Raw genomic sequence first — 23620 nt, 5'->3', positions numbered from 1 at the left:
CCGACCACTTAGTCATTTTGGTATACAGATGGCTTCAAAATTCCAACATACGGTAAATTTCGGTAGAATCCTTTGTAATCAAGGCCATACCCTACCAAGAACTCTTTAGGAACCGTAAAACCAACATAATCAGGTTCGACATCTACTTCCCGACCTTCTGGCTTATTTAATAATGAACAAACCTTTATGCTCTTTGCTCCCCGGTCGGCTAAAAGGTCCATCAAGTACTTCAAAGTATGACCGGTATCAACAATATCTTCCATAATTAGAACATGCCGATCTTTAACATCTGTTTTCAAATCATGAATAAGTTTAACTTTTCCAGTCGAACCTAAGCCACCAAAATAACTAGAAACATCAATAAAGTCGATTTGGGCCATGATATCTAGCCGTTCAATCATATCAACAGTAAATAAAACTGCTCCGCTTAGAACGGAAATGATAATTGGCCGTTTATCCTTATAATCTTTTGTTAAGTCCGTTGCTAATTCGTCCATTCGTTTGCCAAGCATTTCTTCGCTGTATAAGACACGCTCAATATCGTTATTCATTTACTTGTCTTCAGAATTGTCTGAATCATCACTTGATTGTGAATCATTTGAGTTGTCACTCTTAGTATCGGATGAATCATTTTGATTATCCTTTGCTTCATCGTGACGCTCATTTTCCAATCGTTCAAGTTCACGCTTGGATTCTTCAAAGGTTTGTGCACGTGCCTCTTCGTCTTCAGCAGCCACATCCTTATCAGGAACTTTTCCAGTCTTATAAAGGCTAAGAATTTGTTTTTCATCAAGCGTTTCGTATTTGAGTAATGCTTCAGCGATTTGCTTATGTTGTTCACGGTGCGTCTCAATAATGTGTAAGGCGGTTTCGTGCCCTTCAGTTAAGATTCGACGTACTTCTTCATCAACTAAAGCAGCAGTCTTTTCGGAGTAAGGTGATTGGTCATAGCCTTGACCTGTAAAGACCTGACCAGAACTTTGCAGTTCTACCGGACCAATCTTATCACTCATTCCGTACTGGGTAACCATCGAACGAGCAATTTGGGTTGCTTGTTCAAAGTCATTTGAAGCTCCTGAAGATTGTGACTTAAAGACAAGCTCTTCAGCAGCTCGTCCACCCATCAGACCAGCGATTTGTTCCATCGCATTCTTTTTCGACATTAACATCTGATCTTCACGTGGAAGCATGATAGCATATCCACCTGCGCGACCACGTGGGACAATGGTAACCTTGTGCACAACTCGTGCGTCATTTAATACAAGACCCACAATCGTGTGACCCGCTTCGTGGTATGCAACAGTCTTTCGTTCTTGTTCAGATTGGACACGGTTATGCTTAGCTGGTCCAGCAATTACCCGGTCTTCTGCTTCATCTAAGTCAGCAGCATCAATTTCAGTTTTGTTCCGCCGCGCAGCTAATAAGGCCGCTTCGTTTAATAGGTTAGCTAAGTCAGCCCCAACAAAACCGGGAGTCTGTTTAGCAATTTCCTTTAAATCAACGTCGCTTGCCATTGGTTTGTTCTTAGCATGAACTCGTAAAATGGCTTCACGACCCTTAACATCTGGACGACCTACTAAAATCTTTCGGTCAAAACGTCCTGGACGTAAAAGGGCGGGATCCAAGACATCTGAACGGTTAGTAGCTGCCATGACGATGATTCCTTCATCGCCTTGGAAACCATCCATTTCAACTAACAATTGGTTCAAGGTTTGTTCACGTTCATCGTGACCGCCGCCCATGCCATTTCCACGGCGCCGACCAACGGCATCAATTTCATCAATAAAGATGATTGCTGGAGCAGCTTTCTTGGCTTGATCAAATAAGTCACGAACACGACTAGCACCAACACCGACGAACATTTCAACAAAGTCAGAACCAGAGATTGAGAAGAATGGTACCCCTGATTCACCGGCAACCGCCTTAGCTAGCAAGGTCTTACCAGTACCTGGAGGCCCCTCCAGTAAAACACCAGATGGAATACGAGCACCAAGCTTAGTGAATTTCTTTGGATTCTTCAAGAATTCAACGATTTCAACCAATTCTTGTTTCTCTTCTTCTTCACCGGCAACATCTGAGAAACGAACTTTGTTTTTCTTAGCATCAGATGGCTTGGCCTTGGTCTTACCAAAGCTCATCACTCCACGGCCACCCCCACCTTGACCAGCTTGGCCCATCATCATGTAGAAGAAGAAAATCATGATGACCAATGGCAAGACAGTCAACAACAGGTTCATCCAGACACTATTAGATTCTTCAGCACGAGTACTAATCTTTACATTATGACGGTTAGCATAGTTTTGAAGTTGACTAACAGTTACGTCACTTTCCAAAACAGAACTTTGGAATTGAGTTACCTTATTGTTTCGTTGTGGTGTAAGAGCAAAGCCAGTATTGTTGGCGGAATTGTCATTGTTTGACTGAGGTTTACGGTAAGTACCCGTAACCTTATATACCCCACCATTTGGCTGAAGCTGAACGCTCTTAACCTTATTACTCTTCAGTTCGGAGATAAACTCGCTTTGGGAAACTGTCTTACTTTGTCCTGTTGAGGCATTGCCCCCAAAGAAGAAGTAGGCGATTCCCATAATACACAAGAACATCACGGCATAGAAGAGAACGTTATGAGTAAAATTATTTTTTTTACGATTGTTGTTCATTTACTTTTCATCTGTTGATTTTTTATCATCATTTGCAGTCATTTCCGCGTAGATCTTCTTTAATTCGTCTTCGCTAAATTCGTACTTCTTCCCGCAGAATTGGCAAACAGCTTCCGCATGGTGGTCTTCGTCAATCAATTTCTTCATATCATCTTTAGAAATACTTGCAAGGGCATGTGCAAAACGCTCCTTCGAGCAATCACATGCATAACGAACCGGCATCGTTTCAAGGATCTTTAAGTCATCACCAAAAATTTTCTTTAAAATATCTTCTGGCGTATCACCATCACGTAACATTTGTGATACCAATGGCAAGCTCTTCAATGTCTTTTCAAGCTTGCTGATTTCTTCATCGCTAGCACCAGGCATTACTTGAATCATGAAGCCACCAGCAACGTCAATATTTTCATCAGGGTTAACGAATACTGAAAGGCCAACTGCTGAAGGAATTTGTTCAGATTGAGCAAGGTAGTAAGTAAAGTCATCACCAAGTTCACCAGAAACTAAATTTACTTCGCCGGTATATGGTGTCTTGTCGCCAGGAGCCATCTTGGTTACAGAAAGAGTTCCTTGATTACCAATTGCCTTTGCGACATCGATCTTCCCCTTATCATTGGCTGGTAAAGAAACGTGTGGATTACCCATGTAGCCTTTTACGGTTCCTTCAGCAGTTCCATCCGCAATAATAAAGCCAACTGGACCATTTCCCTGAATCTTAACCGTCATTCCTGCTTCTCCTTGTAAACTAGAAGTAGCCAAGAGAATCGTTCCAATTAACGTTCGACCAAGGGCAGCCGAAGAAGCACTCCATGTATCATGAATTTCGTGTGCCTTTTGAACGACTTGGGTAGCATTTACAGCATAAGCCCGAAACTTTCCATCCTTAGTCATTGACTTTACTAAATAATCTGTTGTTTTCATTTAAGCTTGCTGTCTTTTTGCAGCTCGTTCTGCAGTTTGTTCAGCAAAGCGGTCAAAAATATCGTTCATTTCATCAAGTGTTTCTGCCTCGACTAACGCTACCTTAGTCCGGGCAGCACGCGGAATACCCTTGATATAGTACGTGGATAACCCACGGAACTCACGAACTCCAACATATTCACCCTTTAAATCAACTAAACGATTAAGATGATCTTTGGCCATTTCAATCTTTTGTTCTGGGGTTGCTTCTGGGAGCAGCTCACCAGTCTCTAAGTAATGTTCAGTCCGCTTTAGCATCCATGGGTTACCCATTGCTGCCCGACCGATCATTGCGGCGGTTGCGCCAGTCATATCAAGAATCTTCTTAGCATCTTCTGGTGTCTTCACATCACCATTAGCCATGAACGGAATTTTCAATTGACTCGCTACTTCTTTTAGTATATTCCAATCTGCTTGTCCCGTATACATTTGTTTTCGAGTTCGACCATGCATCGCAATCGCGCTAGCTCCTGCACGTTCAGCTGCTAAAGCATTTTCAACAGCTAAAATATGCTTGTCGTCCCAACCAGTTCGCATCTTAACGGTAACTGGCTTCTTAACAGCATCAGTAACATATGACACCATTTCATAGACTTTATTAGGATCCAGTAACCACCGTGCACCCGCGTCAGTTTTTACAACCTTATTAACAGGACACCCCATATTTATATCAATCACGTCAGCTGCTGTATGTTGATCTACATACTTAGCAGCCTCAACTAATGTCTCTTTGGTTCCGCCAAAAATTTGAATTCCCATTGGATGTTCTTCCGGGTCGACATCCATCATATTTAAAGTTCGTTGATTATGATACACAATGCCACGGTCTGAGATCATTTCACAGACAACGTAGCCAGCACCAAATCTTTTACAGATAACCCGAAAGGCTGAATTGGTTACTCCAGCCATTGGTGCAACAACAACTTGATTAGGAATTTCAACGTTACCGATCTTCCATTTCATTTACTTCTTCTTGTTCTTCTTTTTCTTTGAATCGTTCTTAGTTTCCTTTTCCGGACGCATAGTTGGGAAGAGAATAACATCCCGAATAGATTTAGCATCAGTAAGGAGCATTACAAGACGATCGATTCCAATACCAAGTCCCCCAGTAGGTGGCATTCCGTATTCGAGGGCTTGAACGTAATCTAAGTCGACTGGTTCAGCTTCATCATTACCGTTAGCTTTTTCCTTTGCTTGCATTTCAAAACGTTCCTTCTGGTCAATTGGATCGTTTAATTCACTAAAGGCATTTGCCAATTCGCTACCGTCAACATACAATTCGAAACGGTCAGTCATCGCAGGATTATCAGCATTCCGCTTTGCTAATGGTGAAACTTCAACTGGGAATTCATAGACAAAAGTTGGTTGAATAAGTGTATCTTCAACGAACTCTTCAAAGAATGCATTCAAGATATGGCCCTTTGTCCAGTAAGGCTTATATTCAATCTTATGTTCATCGGCTAACTTCTTAGCATCTTCGTCCGTCATTGATTCATCGCTGAAGTCAATGCCAGTCTTTTCCTTAACGGCATCCACCATCGTAATCCGTTTAAAGTTTCCTCCAAGGTCGATTTCATGTCCTTGGTAAGTAATCTTTCCATCATCTGAAACAACTTTAGCTGCTGCCTTAACGATTCCCTCTGTTTCATCCATAACATCTTGGAAGTCGAAGTAAGCAGCATAAGTTTCCATTGTAGTAAATTCAGGGTTATGGTGAGGATCCATCCCTTCATTCCGGAAAATCCGTCCCAATTCGTATACTCGTTCAAAGCCACCAACGATTAACCGCTTAAGGTACAATTCGGTAGCAATCCGCAAGTACATATCAATATCAAGTGCATTGTGGTGAGTGATAAATGGACGCGCATTAGCACCACCAGCTTGAGTGTTCAAAATTGGGGTTTCTACCTCTGTAAAGCCATTATCATCCATGTACTTCCGGACGGCCTTGATGATCGCTGTCCGTTGGTGGAAACGCTTGAAACTTTCTGGGTTAGAAATTAAATCAAGGTAGCGCTGACGATAGATAGTTTCAGGATCAGTAACCCCATCCCACTTATTAGGAAGCGGACGCAATGCTTTTGACAAGAAGGTAATTTTATGTGCACGAACAGTTAATTCACCTGTATCCGTCTTGATAACATCCCCTTCAATTCCAAGGAAGTCACCAATATCTGACCGCTTGAAAACATGGTAAGGCTCATCCCCGACCATATCCTTACGAGCGTAAACTTGAATCTTACCAGTCCGATCAACAAAGTCAGCGAAACCAGCCTTACCACTACTCCGCTTTCTTGTCATTCGACCCGCAATAATTACTTTGGCGCCCATCTCGTTTAATTCTTCTTTATCGTATTGATCAAACTTATCATGCAAGTCTTGGGCAAGATGGTCTCGTTTGAAGCGACGGCCAAACGGTTCAATCCCCGCTTCTTTTAACTCTTCCATTTTTTCACGCCGAACGCGCATTTGATCTAGTTCTTGTGACACTCAGTCAAGTTGATGATTTTCTAATATTAAGGTAATGCAAAATGCTACTACTATGGTAAGCATAACTGATGCTAAAATAAACGGTTTAAAATTAGTTCCCACCAATAAAGCTAATATTGAAATTACTATCGATGAAATAAAATAAGCCCTAGAATTATACAACCAACTACATGGCAGTAAATGAGCACCAAATATTATCGCTAACACCATTAGCATTTTATTGGGAATAGTCAGATAAATCCACATTGCAATTAGAAGATACAAAAGCTGATTCATCGAAAATAACATCCCCAACTTAGTTAACGGATTTGTCTTATTTTGAAAATCCACATTAATTAATCGCGATATGAAATAAGATATTGGTAAAAGTAAGGCCGTACAGACAAATACGAATAAGTTTTTAGTAAGAACGGGAACATTAAGTAGTTCTACTGCAAGAATACCACCCCATACTACGATCGAAGCAATTATTATATGCAACCCACGCTTTTGTTTTACTATACAGTCTTGCTTTAACTTTTCTAATTCTCCCATGGTGTTGACGAAAGAATGAAATCCATGTATAGTAGTTATCGTTGTCAAAACAGCTAAGTGCTGTTGAGATGGTTTAACAAAAAAGTTAAAATAATTGTTGACATCGGCTTGGCAACATGATATACTGATAGAGTTGCTGATTGAGTTATCGATCAAAAGAAATTGAAAAATAATTTAAAATTTCTTCTTGACAAGTTAATCTGATACATGATATAATGAAAATGTTGATTGGCTGCTTAATTAGCCGACAGGTAGACCTTTGAAAACTGAACAAAGTTTCGACGAATCAAATGTGTAGGGTCTTCAATCACGATGTGATTTGAAGCAAAACATTTGCGAAGTCAATTCGCTTAATAACAAAGTCAAATAAATAATACTGACCAATTGATTATTGGTTGGTGGAGCTGTGATATCTCTTGGTAGAAGGCCTTACGATAGATGTCCATTGACGAATGTCCATTAAATATAGCTCGTGGATAGTGATTCATCCAATCATTAGTCGCTATGATCTGAGCACTACTATAGTTATTTATAGCTTCACCTTTGGTAATCTCCTTGCGGAGAAACCGGTTATTGATCTCATTGGATCCGTGGATCCAATGAGATCAATAACCGGTTTCTCCGCAAGGAGATTACCAAAGGTGAAGCTATAAATAACTATAGTAGTGCTCAGATCATAGCGACTAATGATTGGATGAATCACTATCCACGAGCTATATTTAATGGACATTCGTCAATGGACATCTATCGTAAGGCCTTCTACCAAGAGATATCACAGCTCCACCAACCAATAATCAATTGGTCAGTATTATTTATTTGAGTCCAGTGGCTAACTTATTCTTGAAATTTAGGATAGGGAGCGAGACAGAAGTCACTTGTGACTTCGTTTTCGAGCCCCCGCAAGCAACAATAGGCCTCTAACGTTCGGCTTTGCCGGACATTAGAGGCCATTGTTGTACTGCGTATTTGCTTTTTATGAAAGTAACTTAACTTATGTCACAGTCCCTTATTGTTTAACCTGCGATGCACGCAACTCATCAGCATAAGCATTCAATTTACGTAAACGATGGTTAACACCCGACTTGGAAATTGGACCACCAGGAACCAATTCCCCTAATTCTTTTAGACTAACCTCTTGATGGGCTAATCGCGTTTCTGCAATTTCCCGCAACTTATCAGGTAAGCTGTTAAGACCTACTCGTGAATCAATAAATTCAATATTTTCGATTTGGCGCGTTGACGCATTCGCAATCTTATTCAGGTTAGCATTTTCACAATTTACTAATCGGTTAACTGAATTCCGCATATCTCGTACAATTCGAACATTCTCAAATTGAAGCATTGAATTAGTTGCACCAATTAATGACATAAAATCCGCAATTTTTTCGGCTTCTTTCAAGTAAACGATAAAACCACTACGGCGAGCGGTTGTTTGAGCATTCAAGCCAAACTTGTTCATCATCTGAGCAATGATCTCATTATGTTCTTCATAAAGGGAGTATATCTCCAAGTGGTAGCGAGAAGTTTCAGGATTATTCACTGATCCCCCCGCTAAAAACGCACCTCTTAGATATGAACGGACCATCCATTCATCCTTAAGTAATTCTACAGGTACTTGTTCTTTAATTTGATAATTTTGTAAAATACCAAGATCATCTAAGACATGTCGTGCATGATAGCGTAAGCGAACTATATATTGGTTATTCTTTTTTAATTTCATTTTACGACGAACCACGATTTCACTTTCTACCCCGTAAAATTGTTTTAAAAGTGAATAGATTCGTCGCGCAATTGCCGGGTTTTCAGTCTGAACATTCAAAACTAACTGGTGGTCAGCAATGCCAATCGACCCGTTCATCCGAATAAGGGCCATCAATTCTGCCTTTGCATTATCCCGATGAACAGTAATTCCCGTTAATTCTTTCTTTACTTCGCTTGCATATGACATCTACTCGTGAACTTGGTGAAGTCGATTCATTAATTCTGCTACAACTTTATCGCGATCATGGAAGGCACCATTGTCTTTTAGCCGCAGAAAATTTGAACTAATTACACGACAATGCTGTGCTCGTAGCCCTTGGAAATCATGCTTAACTGGTTGAGAAATTTCATTCCATTCCTGAAAATCAAGATAATTTTCTGGAACAGGTTGAATATTGACTAAGACCGTATTAATAAAATTCTTCCCAAGGTGATGGTTTAATACCCGAACATGATCAGCATCTGTAAAGTTATCCGTTTCACCTTTTTGCGTCATAATATTGCAAATATAGACAACTTCAGCCTTACTTTCGTAAACAGCTTGCCCTACTTCAGAAATCATCAAGTTTGGCAGGATGCTAGTAAATAAGCTTCCAGGGCCAAGGACAATTTGATCTGCGTTCTTTATTGCTGTTATAACCTCTGACACAGGACGAGCAGGATGCCCATCATTATCTTTAGAAGGCGTTACCCAGACCCGTTTAATTTGCTTATGGGCAGCCGTTATTTCCGATTCACCACTTAACTTTGTACCGTCTGTAAATTCAGCATTTAAGGTCAACGGCTCATTAGCAACAGGATAAATATGTCCATTAATCTTCATCATTTCTGATAACTCTTGAACAGCGGTAAAAATACCACCCTTCATCTCAGACAAAGCAGAAATAATTAAATTACCAATCGCATGCCCGGCAAAGAACTGGTCACTACTCTTAAAACGATATTGAAAAATATCAAGTTCGAGATCAGGTAATTCTGATAACGCAACTAAACCGTTTCTAATATCACCAGGTGGAACCACGTTAATATAGTTTCGTAAAATTCCTGAAGAACCACCATCATCAGCTACTGTTACGACTGCCGTAACATCAACATTTTGATCGCGCAATCCACGAAGGACAACCGGTAGACCAGTTCCTCCGCCAATCACTACAATCTTTGGTTTATGCAACATTTACTTTGCCTTCTCAATATCGCGATGGTAAGTATTTACTTTATATCCCTTTTCTTTTAAATCAGCAGATAATTTGTTAGCAATAGTTACGGACCGGTGTTGACCGCCCGTACACCCAATTGCAATGGTCAGGCTGCTCTTTCCCTCCTTAATGTAACCCGGAAGAGCAATCTCTAAGAGCGACCGTAAATGCTGGTAAAATTCCTTAGCCAGCGGACTCTGCATAACATAATTTTGAACAGCTGGATCATTTCCCGTTAAGTGCTTTAATTCTGGAATATAGAATGGATTAGGGAGGAAACGAACATCCATTACGATATCCGCATCAAGTGGCAACCCATATTTAAACCCAAATGACATTACTTCAACATAAAAGTCATTACCTTCACCATGTCCGAATAATTTATTAAGCCTTAACTTTAGATTTCGTGGTGTCACATTAGTGGTGTCAATTACTATATCCGCTTGACTCTTAAGATCTGTTGAAAGCTTTCGTTCTAATTCTACCCCATCAAGTATCCGACCTTGTGGAGATAAGGGATGAGAACGTCTTGTTTCCTTATAACGTGAAATTAACGTGACATCATTAGCATCTAAGAAGAGTAGTTTCACATCTAAATCAGCCCGTTTTTTCAGTTTTTCAAAGTTTGGTAAAACCTCATCGTAAAATCCGCGTGAACGCATATCCATTACCATGGCGATTTTATCAAACTCTCTCGAATCTTCTATCACATCAACAAAACGTTCTGCCAATCCAGGAAGCATGTTATCAATTACGAAATATCCTAAATCTTCTAAGCTATGAACGGCAACGGTTTTCCCCGCACCACTCATCCCTGTAATAATTACTACTTTTAATTTTTTATCTACCATTTAATGCATCCGTCGTTGATCCATTCGTTTAACAATATATAAGATTGGTAATCCTACGATGACGATTCCAATAAAAAGAATTACACCAGCAGGATCATTCATAACTTCACTTACGAGGACAAAGATTCCACCAGCAATCGCAATAATTGGCACTAAGGGGTAAAGCGGTGTGCTGAATGGGCGCGGTCCCTTATTCTTATGTCTTAAAATGAAGATCCCAAAGAATGCTAAAAGATAGAAACAATAAACGGTAAACACACACAAATCTGATAAGTGATCAGGGTCAAAGAAGAACATCATAACCGTTGCAAGAATGATAATAAACATCGTTGCGACTACTGGTGACTTACCCTTTGGCGTGATATATGCGAGATAGCGTGAGAATGGCAAATCATGACGACGCGCCATTGCGTATACAATCCGGGGGAAAGTAATCATTTTCCCGTTCAAAGTCCCCATCATCGAAATAATAATTCCGGCTGACAGCAATTTTCCTCCAATTGCGCCAAAAGCTTTCACCGCTAAGTATGCAGTTGCATTTTCACCTAGCCGATGAATAGTGTTAACTGGAAGGAACTTAAGAATCCCAACAGTAATTAAAGTATAAATAATAAGAACAGCAGTAATCCCTAAAATGATAGCTCGTGGCAATAATTTTTGGGGATTTTTCATTTCTCCCCCAAGGTTTGCGATTAAAATCCAACCATCATAACCAAATAAGGTTGCTAAAACTGCTACCCCAAACCCACCAGTTGATTGGTGAATTTCGGTAACCGTTTGACCAAAAGCATCTTGATGCCCCCAGAACAAACCAAAGATAATAATTGCCGCAATTGGAATCATTTTTCCGGCAGTCGTAACAATCGAAAAAATTGCCCCAACTTTATTTTCAAAAAGGTTCATTACGCCAATGGCAATCACTGTAATCACTGCTAAAGGTATTCGCCACTGGGTTCCTAAACCAAAGAAGTTTGCCATTAAAATACTCATGAATCCGGCAACCGAAGCAATAATTGCTGGCCCATAAACAATTACTTGCATCCACCCGGCTAAAAATCCTAAAAGGCGGCCATATAAGTTTTCAATATAGACATATAGTCCCCCGGTATATGGCATTTGGGCACCAATTTCCGCCACTGTTAATCCACCAGTTAAAGTAATAATTCCTCCAAATACCCAGGCTGCAATTGCAAGAGTAGATGTGCCAGCGCTATCAAGAACAGATCCTTGTTTAAAGAATATTCCCGATCCAATAATTGTCCCAATAACAATCGAAATAGCGGACCAGAATCCAAGCGACCTTTTTAGTTCATCTGTTGGCTGTTGATTCATCTACTTTTTTTGCTTGGCTTCTCGTTCTTCTGCCCATTTTTGATCACGTTCGAGCATCTCTTTTAAATATTTACCAGTGTAGCTTCCCTTTACTTCTGCTACTTGCTCTGGTGTTCCGGTAGCGACAACATTACCTCCACCAGCTCCTCCTTCAGGGCCAAGGTCAATTAACCAGTCCGCTGATTTCACAACATCTAAATCATGTTCAATCACTAAAACAGTATTTCCCGCATCGACTAACCGCTGCAGGACAGCTAATAAGCGCTTGATATCATCCATGTGCAATCCAGTAGTTGGTTCATCTAAAATATAGAAACTCTTACCGTGAGACTGCCGGTGAAGTTCAGCTGCTAATTTCATTCGTTGAGCTTCCCCACCTGAAAGGGTAGTTGCTGGTTGACCAAGGTGAACATAACCCAGCCCAACGTCTTCAATAGTTTGCAATTTGCGCTTAATTTTTGGAATCGCACTAAAGAATTCAAGAGCTTCCGAAACAGTCATATTAAGGACCTCAGCAATATTCTTGCCCTTGTATTCAACTTCAAGTGTTTCAGAATTATAACGTGTTCCATGACAAACTTCACATGGCACATAAACATCTGGCAAGAAGTTCATTTCAATTTTAATAATTCCGTCCCCGCGGCAGGCTTCACAGCGCCCACCCTTAACATTAAAGCTAAAACGCCCCTTAGTATAACCACGCATTTTAGCTTGGTTGGTTTGGGCAAATAATTCACGGATGTCATCAAAGACTCCCGTATAAGTTGCAGGGTTACTTCGTGGAGTACGACCAATTGGCGATTGATCAATATTGATAACTTTCTCAATATTTTCGACCCCGCTAATCGACTTGTACTTACCAGGTTTTGCTGAATTATTATTCAATTTTTGTGCCAAGACCCTTTTGAGAATCATATTAACAAGGGTTGACTTCCCTGAACCAGAAACCCCCGTTACGCAAATAAACTCACCAAGTGGAAAATCAACTGTAATATCCTTTAAGTTATTTTCTGCTGCTCCTGTAATAGTAATTTTCTTACCGTTACCTCCTCGACGCTCTTGAGGTACTGGAATAAATTTTTTCCCTGATAAGTATTGGCCAGTTAAGGATTTCCGTGATCGCATAATTTGCTTAGGAGTTCCGGCTGCCATCACTTGGCCTCCATTTTCACCAGCTCCAGGGCCAATATCAACAATGTAATCGGCCGCGCGCATTGTATCTTCATCATGTTCTACAACAACAAGTGTATTACCAAGGTCACGCATAGCCTTTAACGACTCAATCAAACGGTCATTATCTCGTTGATGAAGTCCAATTGACGGCTCATCAAGGACATACATTACTCCTGATAAATTAGAACCAATTTGGGTTGCTAATCGAATTCGCTGAGCTTCTCCCCCTGAAAGAGTTCGTGCTGAGCGACTTAAAGTTAGATATTCAACACCAACATTTTTCATAAAGGTTAATCGATCAATGATTTCTTTTAAAATCGGCTTAGCAATTTCATTTTTTTGTGCAGAAAGTTTGATGCTCTTAAAGAATTCAAGGGAATCACTAATTGATAAAGCGGAAACTTCACCGATATTTCGCCCATCAATCTTTACTGCTAAGGCCCGCTGGTTTAGCCGGTAACCATGACAAACTGGACATGGAAGCTCAGTCATATACTTTCTCATTTGTTCCCTTGTAAAATCTGAGTTAGTCTCCCGGTATCGTCGGCTAATATTATTGATAACACCTTCAAATGGCACATCGACATCCCGAATGCCACCAAAGTCATTCTCATAATGGAAGTGAAATGGCGTTTCACCATTACCGTACAAAATCTGTTGTTGTTGCTTTTTAGGCAACTTATTGAAAGGAGTATCCATATCAATGCCAACCGACTTGCAGAATTGTTCTAACATTTGGGGATAGTATTGCGATGAGATTGGATTCCAGGGAACAATCGCCCTTTCTTTTAAGGTCTTTGTTCGGTCAGGGACTACTAAATCAATATCTACTTCGAGCTTCAATCCTAACCCTTCACATTCTGGACAAGCACCAGTAGGAGCATTAAAGGAGAATAACCGTGGCTCTAATTCACCAACTGTAAAGCCACAAATGGGACAAGCATATTGTTCAGAAAATGGAATTGGATCTCCACCAATCACATCAGCAATTGCATAACCATCGCTTAAGCGGAGCGCTGATTCAAAGGAGTCAAATAACCGCGACCTAATTCCCTCTTTGATGATGATTCGATCAATCACGACGTTAACCGTATGTTTTTTATTTTTATCTAATTCAGGGACTGAATCAAGGTCATAAGTTTCGCCATCCACTTGAACTCGGACAAATCCCTCACGCTTAATTGTTTCAAAGACTTTCTTTTGTGTTCCCTTTTTATCACGAACAACCGGCGAAAGAATTTGCAGACGTGTCCGTTCAGGCAATTCTAGTACCCGATCCACCATTTGTTCTGGTGACTGACTAGTAATTGGAATATTATCGTTCGGACAAATTGGTGTACCAACCCGTGCCCATAGTAAGCGGAGAAAATCGTTAATTTCAGTCACGGTTCCGACCGTTGAACGCGGATTATGGGATGTTGTTTTTTGGTCAATTGAAATTGCTGGAGATAACCCGTCAATCGAATCTACATCTGGCTTATCCATCTGGCCTAAAAATTGCCGCGCATAAGCCGATAAACTTTCCACGTAGCGTCGTTGTCCTTCTGCATATAATGTATCAAAAGCTAAAGAACTCTTTCCAGAACCCGATAGGCCAGTTATAACGACTAACTTGTTTTTCGGAATAGTAATATCAATATTTTTTAGGTTATGAGCCCGTGCCCCATGAATTATGATCTTATCATTTGCCACCTATTTTTTTGCTTTTGTCTTTAATTCCATTATCGTATCACGAAGCGTAGCAGCCTGTTCAAAGTCAAGGCGTTTAGCAGCAGAGCGCATTTGCTCTGTTAATTCATCCAGCATCTTTGCTTGGGCCTCTTTATCTAGCTTTGCAAAATCTTTGTCAGTAAATTCAGCACTGTTATCTGCTTCAGCTTCATCCGTTGCTTTCTTAGTAACAGTAATTGCTTCTTGAATTGGCTTGATGATTGTATGCGGCGTAATATGATGTTCTTCATTGTATTTCATCTGAATCGTCCGTCGCCGCTTTGTTTCATCCATTGCCTTTTGCATCGAGTCAGTCACGGTATCAGCATACATAATTACTGCCCCATTCTCATTCCGGGCCGTGCGACCAATCGTCTGAATAAGTGAACGTTCATTACGTAAAAAGCCTTCCTTATCGGCATCAAGAATGGCGACCAAGGATACTTCTGGAACGTCTAGCCCTTCCCGCAAGAGGTTAATTCCAACAAGAACATCAAATTTACCAAGACGGAGATCACGAATGATTTGCGTTCGTTCAAGAGTCTTAATATCACTATGAAGGTATTTGACCCTTAACCCCATATCTTTTAGATAATCAGTAAGGTCTTCGGACATCTTTTTCGTCAGGGTCGTAACAAAAACACGTTCATTTTTCTCAATACGTTTGTTAATTTCACCAACTAGGTCGTCAATCTGTCCCATTACCGGGCGAACCTCAACTGTTGGGTCAAGTAACCCAGTCGGTCGAATAATTTGCTGAGCAACGTGGTCTGTCTGTTCCATTTCATATGGGCCTGGGGTTGCAGACATATATACAACTTGATTAACATGTTGTTCAAATTCTGGTAGTTTTAATGGTCGATTGTCAAGAGCACTTGGTAAGCGGAACCCATAATCAATTAACATTTGTTTCCGCGCTCGGTCCCCGTTATACATTCCCCGTACTTGCGGCATGGTTTGGTGGGATTCATCAACAACTAATAAGAAATCTTTAGGGAAGAAATCTAATAAGGTATAGGGAGGTTCGCCGGGCTTTCGACCATCCATGTAACGCGAATAATTCTCAATTCCATTGGTATAGCCCATCTCACGCATCATTTCAATATCATAAGTTGTCCGTTGTTGAATTCGCTCTGCTTCAAGAAGCTTTCCCTCATCAGTAAACTTCTTTACTTGTTTCTTCATATCAGCTTCAATTTGTGGCAATGCCCGATCCATGACTTCTTCATTAGTCATAAAGTGAGTAGCCGGGAAGATAGAAACATGGTCCCGGTCACCAATCACTTCGCCTGTCAGCGCATCAACTTCACGAATCCGATCAATCTCATCCCCAAAAAATTCAATTCGCAATGCTCGTTCATCACGCGACGCCGGAAAGATTTCAACTACATCGCCACGAACGCGGAAACGCCCCCGTTGAAAATCAATATCATTGCGATCAAATTGAATATTAACCAGTTCAGTCAACAATCGATCACGTTCAATTTCTTGACCAACGCGCAAAGAAAGAACACTATTTTGGTATTCTCGAGGATCCCCTAATCCAAAAATACTAGAAACAGAGGCAACGACAATTACATCATTTCGTTCCAGTAAGGAAGTGGTGGCAGAGTGCCGCAACTTATCAATCTCATCATTAATTGACGCATCTTTTTCAATATAAGTATCACTAGATGGAACATATGCTTCCGGTTGATAGTAGTCATAGTAGGAAACAAAATATTCAACCGCATTGTGAGGGAAGAATTTTTTCATTTCACCATAGAGCTGTCCAGCTAAAGTTTTATTATGGGAAAGAATCAAAGTTGGCTTATTAACATTGGCAATCACATTTGAGATTGTAAATGTTTTTCCTGTTCCTGTTGCTCCTAATAAGATTTGAGCTTTTTCACCATCTTCAATCCCCTTTGTCAATTGATTAATTGCTTGGGGCTGATCGCCGGTTGGTTTGTACTCTGACACTAGTTCAAATTTTTTATCTGGTTGCCGGTAAATCAATTAATTATGCCGAAAGTAACCAAAGTAAAATTGTAAGCCCGCGGCAACAACATTAATCCAATTCAAACAAATAAACCACGGAACAAGATTAGCATTATCAAAATGGGTTACTCCATAAAATACAGAAAAACCACCAATAATCGCAATAAGATTAAGCCAAGCACAGAGGCGCCGCATTACAATGTCTCTTGGTCGACTCAATTCCCAGATAATATCAACGATTAGCCACAATACTAAAATTGCAAATGTTCCTGCAAATAAACTTGGTGTCATTTATTGTTGAATAATTTGCGTAGTAATAATTGCTAATTGGTTTTTAGCATTACCATCTGCATTATCTTTTAATAATTCTGGTAAAATCTTCTTAAGGAAATACTGGACACTAGCCATATCACGAAAATCCATAATTGCCGTCAAGCTCGACTTATAAATATCCATATAAACTGGTTCAGGATTACCTTTTTGGATCTCACCAAATGATTCATACATAAGATCAATCTTATCAGCAACCGCGAGGATTTTACCTTCTAAAGTATCATCTTTCCCTTCCGCAAATCGTCGTTCATAAGCTGCCCGGAACTCAGCCGGAATTTCAGATTGAATAAAGTTTTCTGTTAATGATTTATCAACCCGCGCCAGCATTGAGCGCAATTCAGGGGTAGCATACTTTACCGGTGTTTTGATGTCACCAATAAATCGCTCTGTATAGTCATGATTAAGAGCTTTTTCATATAAAGAACGCCAATCAATTTCATTTCCGGCTTGTTCTTCAATATCACCAAGCATTTGTGCTGCTTGCGTTACTTTAAATGAATGGGCAGCCACATTGTGTTCCTCAAATTTAAAATATCCTGGAGCACGGTTAATCATTTCGAGGTCGCTTAAACTTTTCAGATATTCATGCATTCCCACTTATTCAGCAAACTCTTGTAAAGCCTTTTCGAAATCAGCTAATTTTTCATTTGCCTTATCTAAGGTATCAGCACTTGTACCAATGTAGAACTTAAGCTTTGGTTCAGTTCCCGATGGACGAATAGCAATCCAAGTATCATCATCAAGAATGTAACGCAATACATTTGATTCTGGGATACCTAATTCACTTACTTCGCCATCAGCTGTAGTTTTAGTCCCATTAGCGAAGTCTTCAGTAACTACTACTTGATGACCGGCAAAATGAGTTGGGGCTTCTTCTCTGAACTTCTTCATTAAAGCCTTAATCTTAGCTGGGCCATCAACACCAGCATAAGTATTAGCAATTGTCTTTTCGCGGAAGTAGCCGTACTTCTTAAACAATTCTTGTAAGCCATCGTAAAGGGTCATGTTACGACTACGGTAATAAGCGGCAACCTCAGCAAGTAAAGTTAAGGATTGGATAGCATCCTTGTCACGAACAAATGGCTTAATAAGGTAACCATAACTTTCTTCAAAACCAAACATAAAGGTATGATCAGCTTTTCCAGTCTCATATTGATGAATTTGGTCAGCGATCCACTTGAAACCAGTTAAAACATTGATCATCTCAACGCCGTAACTTTCTGCGATCTTAGCAGCGAAGTTAGTAGAAACAATTGATTTTACCGCAGCAGCATTCTTTGGTAAGGTTCCCGCTTGTTTATGCGCTTCAAGAATGTAGGCAAGCATGATAGAAGCAATTTGATTACCAGTTAGCAATTGATATTCACCATCTGGTTGACGAACTGCACATCCAAGCCGGTCAGCATCAGGGTCCGTGGCGATCAACACATCTGCATCAACTTTTTTGCCAAGGGCAATGGAACGAACAAATGCTTCTGGGAATTCTGGATTAGGATGTTCCAAACCAGGGAAATCACCATTTGGTTGTGCTTCAGTTGGTTCCATTTCATAATTTGTAAAACCAGCTTGACGCAATGCCCGTTCACCAAGCATTCGGCCAGTTCCACATAATGGGGTAAAGACAAATTTCATATCTTTACCGTATTCCTTGGCTAATTCAGGGTTAACAGTTACACCCTTAGCATTAGCAAGGTATGCAGCATCAACATCTTCACCCATGATTGTTTCCAAACCATTGTCAAGCATTTCTTGTTCATCAGCTAAAGCAATGTCAAAAATATCATCAATCTTACGGATGTAACCTGTCATCATGTCAGATTCTTTAGGTGGCATCTGTCCGCCATCTTCACCGTAAATCTTGTAACCATTGTATTCCTTAGGGTTATGACTAGCGGTAATCATGATTCCCGCATAAGTCCCCATGTGACGAACTGCAAATGACAATTCAGGCGTTGGGCGTAAATTATCATAGATGTAAACCTTAATCCCATGAGCACCTAATACACGAGCAGCATCATGAGCAAATTTACGGGAGTTGTGCCGAGAATCGTAACCAATAGCGACTCCTCGTTTTTTAATATCATCACCCAATGAATCCATTAAAGTTGCCAAACCTTCAGTTGCTTGACGGACAGTGTAAACATTCATCCGGTTAATTCCTGGTCCCATTAGTCCCCGCATTCCTGCAGTTCCGAATGATAATGGACCGTAAAAGGCATCTTCAATTTCTTTATCGTCGCTCATTGCAGCTAATTCTTGCTTTAAGTCTGATTCAAGATCTGTTCGTTCTTGCCAAACCTTATAAGTATCTTTCCAGCTCACTTACCACGGCTTGGAAATTGAAATATGAGGCAGAAATTCTTGCTGTTTTTGCCGCTGGATTTGCCGTTGCTTAACACGTTGAGAATATGTTGCCATTAACGTCTTTTGCTCTTCAGTTTCCGGAATTAATTTATTAAATGCCGTTTGTTTTTCAGGATCAAGAATTACAAAAGTCATAAAACAATAAAAGCCGAGGAAACGTTCACCGGTCATCAAGTGCTCACCAATTACTTTTGTAAATACTTCAATTGATCGCTTCCCAAAGCCGGTAACGTATGCCTCCATACACATTGAATCTTGAAGGTCAAATGGTCGCAGAAATTGGATCTCATCCATTGATACTGTTGCAACTGTTGTTCGAGCTACTCGCATTGCTGCTACCGAGGCTTGACCATCAATTAATTCCAAGATTCGTCCCCCGTATACTGTCCCGTGTTCGTTTAAATCTGAATTACGAATCCGATGAATTGACACCGCTAATGTATCATTACATTTGATTGCACCCATTTAACGATTATTGTTGGATTTTTGAAATTCAGCAACCGGTCCCAGATAATTACTATTAATTCCTAGCCATTTTTTATTAATCCGTCGTAAGGTACCATCTTTTTGAAGAACCCCAAGAGCATAGTTAATTTTATTAATAAGCGTCCGGTCCCCCTTCCTCATTCCAATCGCAACCCGGTCTGCAGGATAAGCAGATGCTGAAATCAATTTATAATTATTATTATTTGCAATGTGGGTCGCATAATAGCCGGCATAGACAGTCCCGGCAAGTACTCCTTGTGTGCGGCCTGCTTGCAGATCCATGAAAGCACTCGAGTTATCTTGATAAAGAATTGGCTTCTGTCCTTTAACTAGTTTCTTCAATACTTGGGGATATTTGTCAAAATCAGTTTGAGCAGTTGAGCTTTCTTGAATTCCCAACGTCTTTCCTTTCATATCCGCGAAATTTTTAATTTTACTATCTTTTCGTACCACCAATGATTGGCCAGATAGCTCATAAACTCTGCTAAATGCAATTCGTTTTTGTCGGGAAGGAGTAGCTGTATAACCGTTCCAAATACAATCAATTGTGCCATTTTTTAATTCGGTTTCCTTCATTGACCAATCAATTGACTGAAAATCAGCTTTTAATCCTAAAACTTTCGCAACTGCGCGAGATAAATCAACATCATAACCAACCAATTGACCGTTCTTTTTTCGAAAATCCATCGGAACAAAGGTATCATCAACCCCGATAAGTAATGTTCCCCGCTTCTTTATTCTTTCCCACGTATCTGTGTGGTTTGCCCGGTAATTCTCATTTTGAATCTTAAAGCCACTTGCAAAAACAATTAAAGGTAAAAGCAATATTAAAACTAATCCGAAATTAATTATCTTTTTCTTCATTTAACTACTAGCCTGTTCATCGTCTTTAGTATTATTCAAATATTGTTTAGCAATTTCAACGTAAGCTTGCTGAGCCGTTAAATAATCATCAAGCGCAATACGTTCATCAATTTGGTGTGATAACTTTTCAATCCCTGGTCCGTATTCAATTATTGGAAAATTGTGATTGTCTAAAACATAGCGGGATGCATCCGTTGCCCCATGAGAAATCACTACATCCGGTTGCCTGCCGCTAACCTTTTTAATTGCCGTTTGAGCAAGTGCAATGAAGCGATCTTGCTTATTTGTAACCACTGGCATAAAACTAGCAACTATCTTTAGTTTTAATTCAACCCCTGTCTCCTTGTTTAACTCATCAATGATTGATTGTAGTCTTTTTCCTGTTTCCCGATTATCACATTCTGGAATCGTGCGAACATTCCCCTTCAAATATGCGTAATCAGGAATTGAATTTAACTGCTCTCCACCATGAAAGACAGTCACACTATGAATTAATTTTCCTAGGGTGGGACTTACTGCTGCATCGTCAAACGCCCGTGATTCTTTATTGATAAATTTCACTAGATTTGTAACAGCATTAATTCCCAATTCTGGTTGCGAACTATGAGCCAATTTTCCACAAGACTCAACAATATAATCAAAAGAGCCACAGTGAGCATATTCAATTTGGCCAGTAGTTGCTTCCCCAATTACCATCACATCAACATCATGAACGTACCCTTTATCAGTCATTTCAAGAGAACCTTGACCACCAACTTCTTCATCAACAGTGGCAATCAAGCGAACCTTTCCATGTTTTGGCAAACCTGCTTCTTTAAGCTCAATTAAAGCACCCACCATGGCTGCCAATCCCGACTTCATATCAACTGCTCCCCGACCATAGATTTTACCGTCTACTAATTGGCCAGCAAATGGTGGATATGTCCATTTTTGGAAATCACCTGCAGCTACCGTATCTAAATGTCCAGAAAGAGCGAGTACCGGCCCCTTTTCATCACCAATCTCCGCAATTAAATTGGTGCGATTGGGTGCAAAAGGAACTAATTCACAGGAAATATGATGATCTTCTAAGGTCCTTTTAATATAACTTGCTTCGTCCTTTTCGTTACCATTTACTGTATTAATCTGAATTAACTTCTGTAATAGTTTTATTTTTTCATCATTTTCCAATTAATCTATCGATTTAATGTATTGATAAACTTGCTGGCCAGCAATCGCTCCATCACCAACAGCTGTTGCAACCTGTCGTAATGGTGTTTCACGAACGTCCCCAATGGCAAAAATACCTGGTACTGCTGTCCGCATTCGCTCATCAGTCTTTACCCAGCCTTGATCATCAAGAATATCTAAATTCTTAAAAGCAGCGGTCTTTGGGAAATTACCAACATAAATGAAGACACCATCTGCAGCCATTTCACCATCTTCACCAGTCTTATTATTATGAGTTTTAACACCTGTTACTTTAATATCATCCCCAACAATTTCAGTCACACTAGTGTTATAAACAAACTCAATCTTGTCATTATTCATCGCTTCTGCTTGAATAATTGGTTCAGCCCGGAGCTCATCACGACGAACAAGCACTGTTACTTTGGAGGCTAATTGCGTTAAGTAAACTCCCTCTTCAACAGCTGCATCACCACCGCCAACAACGATTAAATGCTTTCCCTTAAAGAAGGCTCCATCACAAACCGCACAGTATGAAACACCACGGCCACCAAATTCTTCTTCTCCTGGAACATTGAGGTGGCGCTGATCAGAGCCAGTAGCGATAACAACCGCCTTTGCAGTATATGTTTCATCCATGTCAGTAGTGATCTTCTTTAAGTCACCATCAAGTTCTACTTTAGTTACTGTTCCATAAGCATATTCTGCGCCAAACTGAGTTGCACCTTCATACATTTGTTGGGCAAGTTCAGGGCCCTTCACACTCTTGAATCCTGTGTAATTTTCAACTTCAGCAGTATTATTCAAGTTTCCGCCGTAAATTCCACGATCAAGCATCAAGACAGATAGGTTTGCTCGTGATGCATACATCGCTGCGGTCATTCCACCTGGCCCAGCACCGATGATTACAACATCATATTGCTTATTTTCAGCCATCTAAAACACCCCGTTTCCGTTTGCTGGTACCATTACATGATCCGTATCTTTGACATAAGTGATTCGGCTAGTATCAACGTTATGATTAAGGACCTCAGCAATGTGCATAATTGTAATATGAGAGCCATCACGGCGACGGTTAATTCGTCCACCAATATTCATTAAACATGTTTGCTCGCAAGCAATAAGAATATGTGCTTTCGTCTTCAAAACATTATTTGCTTTATCATCAACCATCGCTTCAGAGAGAAGGGGTTCTTTAGCAGAGAATGTTCCACCAAAGCCACAACATAATTGAATGTTATGAAGGGGAATAAGCTCAAGTCCTTTAACATGTTCAAGTAGAACGATGGGGGCTGTCCGTTCACCAAGAAGACGGGTCATGTGGCAAGAACGGTGAAAGGTTGCTGTATCATCTAGTTCTGCACCACAATCAAGAATACCGAGAACCCGGTAAATAAATTGCGTTAGTTCAAAAGATTTATCATAAAGAATTTGCGCTTTCTTCGAATACTCTGGATCATCTTTGAAAATGTTCTTGTATTCATGAAGCATGGCAACACATGATCCAGAAGGCCCAACAATATAATCGGCGTCAATACTTAAAAGGGCATCGAGTTGATTTTTAAATGTAGCAATTGTTTCACGATCATAACCGCTATTATAAGTTGGTTGTCCGCAGCAAATTTGTTTATCGGGGAAAAATGTTTCGCAGCCAAAACGTTGGAGAAGTTCAACCGTTGCCTTTCCGACACCTGGATAAAGCAGATCAACAATACAAGTAGAAAAAATACAGACTTTCATACATGCGTGCATTAATTGG

General features: G+C 40.2%; 20 protein-coding genes and 1 pseudogene. 1 reads left to right on the top strand and 20 read right to left on the bottom strand.

The features are described from left to right. Nucleotides 1-8: 8 nt before the first annotated feature. From hpt to HHK02_RS08610, 6 genes are read right to left on the bottom strand one after another with little or no spacing between them, the layout of a single operon-like run. Nucleotides 9-551 carry a hypoxanthine phosphoribosyltransferase gene (gene hpt, locus HHK02_RS08635; protein WP_003671235.1) on the bottom strand — a complete coding sequence of 181 codons (543 nt, stop codon included), beginning with the start codon at nucleotides 549-551 and terminating at the stop codon, nucleotides 9-11. Then, entirely contained in the window at nucleotides 552-2660 is a 2109-nt protein-coding gene (gene ftsH, locus HHK02_RS08630) for an ATP-dependent zinc metalloprotease FtsH (RefSeq protein ID WP_003671234.1), read from the bottom strand. It lies immediately after the preceding gene. Next, nucleotides 2661-3581: an Hsp33 family molecular chaperone HslO gene (gene hslO / locus HHK02_RS08625; RefSeq protein WP_035160003.1), complete on the bottom strand. Its 921-nt coding sequence runs from the start codon at nucleotides 3579-3581 to the stop codon at nucleotides 2661-2663. Next, complete coding sequence (dusB, locus tag HHK02_RS08620; protein ID WP_003671232.1) at nucleotides 3582-4583, bottom strand: tRNA dihydrouridine synthase DusB; 1002 nt, start codon at nucleotides 4581-4583, stop codon at nucleotides 3582-3584. It lies immediately after the preceding gene. Next, nucleotides 4584-6110, bottom strand: a complete 1527-nt coding sequence (lysS, locus tag HHK02_RS08615; RefSeq protein ID WP_085680998.1) for a lysine--tRNA ligase — start codon at nucleotides 6108-6110, stop codon at nucleotides 4584-4586. Continuing rightward, nucleotides 6111-6644: a DUF7010 family protein gene (locus HHK02_RS08610; RefSeq protein WP_085681000.1), complete on the bottom strand. Its 534-nt coding sequence runs from the start codon at nucleotides 6642-6644 to the stop codon at nucleotides 6111-6113. It abuts the gene before it with no gap. A gap of 577 nt (nucleotides 6645-7221) precedes the next feature. Here HHK02_RS08610 and HHK02_RS13015 point away from each other — a divergent pair. After that, a pseudogene (locus HHK02_RS13015) lies at nucleotides 7222-7464 on the top strand (IS30 family transposase); the annotation flags it as partial. A 186-nt stretch (nucleotides 7465-7650) separates the two neighbouring features. On the opposite strand, the gene whiA reads toward HHK02_RS13015, so the two are convergent. Genes whiA through HHK02_RS08540 form a run of 14 tightly spaced genes read right to left on the bottom strand, consistent with a single transcriptional unit; the run spans nucleotide 7651 to nucleotide 23601 of the window. Next, entirely contained in the window at nucleotides 7651-8592 is a 942-nt protein-coding gene (whiA, locus tag HHK02_RS08605; RefSeq protein WP_181462300.1) for a DNA-binding protein WhiA, read from the bottom strand. Then, nucleotides 8593-9579: a gluconeogenesis factor YvcK family protein gene (locus HHK02_RS08600; RefSeq protein WP_003670440.1), complete on the bottom strand. Its 987-nt coding sequence runs from the start codon at nucleotides 9577-9579 to the stop codon at nucleotides 8593-8595. Then, on the bottom strand, nucleotides 9580-10452 hold the full coding sequence (gene rapZ / locus HHK02_RS08595) for an RNase adapter RapZ (protein ID WP_012390509.1): 873 nt from the start codon (nucleotides 10450-10452) through the stop codon (nucleotides 9580-9582). Continuing rightward, complete coding sequence (locus tag HHK02_RS08590) at nucleotides 10453-11784, bottom strand: APC family permease (protein WP_181462299.1); 1332 nt, start codon at nucleotides 11782-11784, stop codon at nucleotides 10453-10455. Then, entirely contained in the window at nucleotides 11785-14649 is a 2865-nt protein-coding gene (gene uvrA, locus HHK02_RS08585) for an excinuclease ABC subunit UvrA (protein ID WP_003670443.1), read from the bottom strand. It lies immediately after the preceding gene. After that, a complete protein-coding gene (gene uvrB / locus HHK02_RS08580; protein ID WP_181462298.1) occupies nucleotides 14650-16665 on the bottom strand; it encodes an excinuclease ABC subunit UvrB in 2016 nt (671 codons plus the stop codon). After that, nucleotides 16666-16938, bottom strand: coding sequence for a hypothetical protein (locus HHK02_RS08575; RefSeq protein WP_003670446.1), 273 nt, complete (start codon nucleotides 16936-16938; stop codon nucleotides 16666-16668). Next, entirely contained in the window at nucleotides 16939-17577 is a 639-nt protein-coding gene (locus tag HHK02_RS08570; RefSeq protein ID WP_003666416.1) for a YfbR-like 5'-deoxynucleotidase, read from the bottom strand. Further along, the gene (locus HHK02_RS08565) at nucleotides 17578-19302 is read right to left on the bottom strand and encodes a phospho-sugar mutase (RefSeq protein WP_003670449.1); all 1725 of its coding nucleotides are present in this window, start codon (nucleotides 19300-19302) and stop codon (nucleotides 17578-17580) included. Then, complete coding sequence (locus tag HHK02_RS08560; protein ID WP_003670450.1) at nucleotides 19303-19809, bottom strand: acyl-CoA thioesterase; 507 nt, start codon at nucleotides 19807-19809, stop codon at nucleotides 19303-19305. Beyond that, nucleotides 19810-20694 (bottom strand): amino acid ABC transporter substrate-binding protein, encoded by an 885-nt coding sequence (locus HHK02_RS08555; RefSeq protein WP_087215718.1) that lies wholly within the window; start codon nucleotides 20692-20694, stop codon nucleotides 19810-19812. It lies immediately after the preceding gene. Continuing rightward, nucleotides 20695-21864: an ArgE/DapE family deacylase gene (locus HHK02_RS08550; RefSeq protein WP_085719627.1), complete on the bottom strand. Its 1170-nt coding sequence runs from the start codon at nucleotides 21862-21864 to the stop codon at nucleotides 20695-20697. It lies immediately after the preceding gene. Beyond that, nucleotides 21865-22797: a thioredoxin-disulfide reductase gene (gene trxB / locus HHK02_RS08545; protein WP_181462297.1), complete on the bottom strand. Its 933-nt coding sequence runs from the start codon at nucleotides 22795-22797 to the stop codon at nucleotides 21865-21867. Next, nucleotides 22798-23601 carry a (Fe-S)-binding protein gene (locus HHK02_RS08540; protein WP_180374502.1) on the bottom strand — a complete coding sequence of 268 codons (804 nt, stop codon included), beginning with the start codon at nucleotides 23599-23601 and terminating at the stop codon, nucleotides 22798-22800. Nucleotides 23602-23620: the final 19 nt, after the last annotated feature.

Source organism: Limosilactobacillus reuteri (assembly GCF_013694365.1).
GTDB classification, from domain to species: Bacteria; Bacillota; Bacilli; order Lactobacillales; family Lactobacillaceae; genus Limosilactobacillus; species Limosilactobacillus reuteri_E.
Note: the sequence above shows the minus strand (reverse complement) of the source record. Positions and strands in the feature narration are given on the sequence as shown.

Coding starts and splice junctions, on each gene's coding strand:
- hslO (WP_035160003.1), bottom strand. CDS start 3,581: ATGAAAACAACAGATTATTTAGTAAAGTCAATGACTAAGGATGGAAAG.
- HHK02_RS08590 (WP_181462299.1), bottom strand. CDS start 11,784: ATGAATCAACAGCCAACAGATGAACTAAAAAGGTCGCTTGGATTCTGG.
- HHK02_RS08555 (WP_087215718.1), bottom strand. CDS start 20,694: ATGAAGAAAAAGATAATTAATTTCGGATTAGTTTTAATATTGCTTTTA.
- whiA (WP_181462300.1), bottom strand. CDS start 8,592: ATGTCATATGCAAGCGAAGTAAAGAAAGAATTAACGGGAATTACTGTT.
- HHK02_RS08600 (WP_003670440.1), bottom strand. CDS start 9,579: ATGTTGCATAAACCAAAGATTGTAGTGATTGGCGGAGGAACTGGTCTA.
- rapZ (WP_012390509.1), bottom strand. CDS start 10,452: ATGGTAGATAAAAAATTAAAAGTAGTAATTATTACAGGGATGAGTGGT.
- trxB (WP_181462297.1), bottom strand. CDS start 22,797: ATGGCTGAAAATAAGCAATATGATGTTGTAATCATCGGTGCTGGGCCA.
- dusB (WP_003671232.1), bottom strand. CDS start 4,583: ATGAAATGGAAGATCGGTAACGTTGAAATTCCTAATCAAGTTGTTGTT.
- HHK02_RS08540 (WP_180374502.1), bottom strand. CDS start 23,601: ATGAAAGTCTGTATTTTTTCTACTTGTATTGTTGATCTGCTTTATCCA.
- hpt (WP_003671235.1), bottom strand. CDS start 551: ATGAATAACGATATTGAGCGTGTCTTATACAGCGAAGAAATGCTTGGC.
- HHK02_RS08610 (WP_085681000.1), bottom strand. CDS start 6,644: ATGGGAGAATTAGAAAAGTTAAAGCAAGACTGTATAGTAAAACAAAAG.
- HHK02_RS08575 (WP_003670446.1), bottom strand. CDS start 16,938: ATGACACCAAGTTTATTTGCAGGAACATTTGCAATTTTAGTATTGTGG.
- HHK02_RS08560 (WP_003670450.1), bottom strand. CDS start 19,809: ATGGGTGCAATCAAATGTAATGATACATTAGCGGTGTCAATTCATCGG.
- ftsH (WP_003671234.1), bottom strand. CDS start 2,660: ATGAACAACAATCGTAAAAAAAATAATTTTACTCATAACGTTCTCTTC.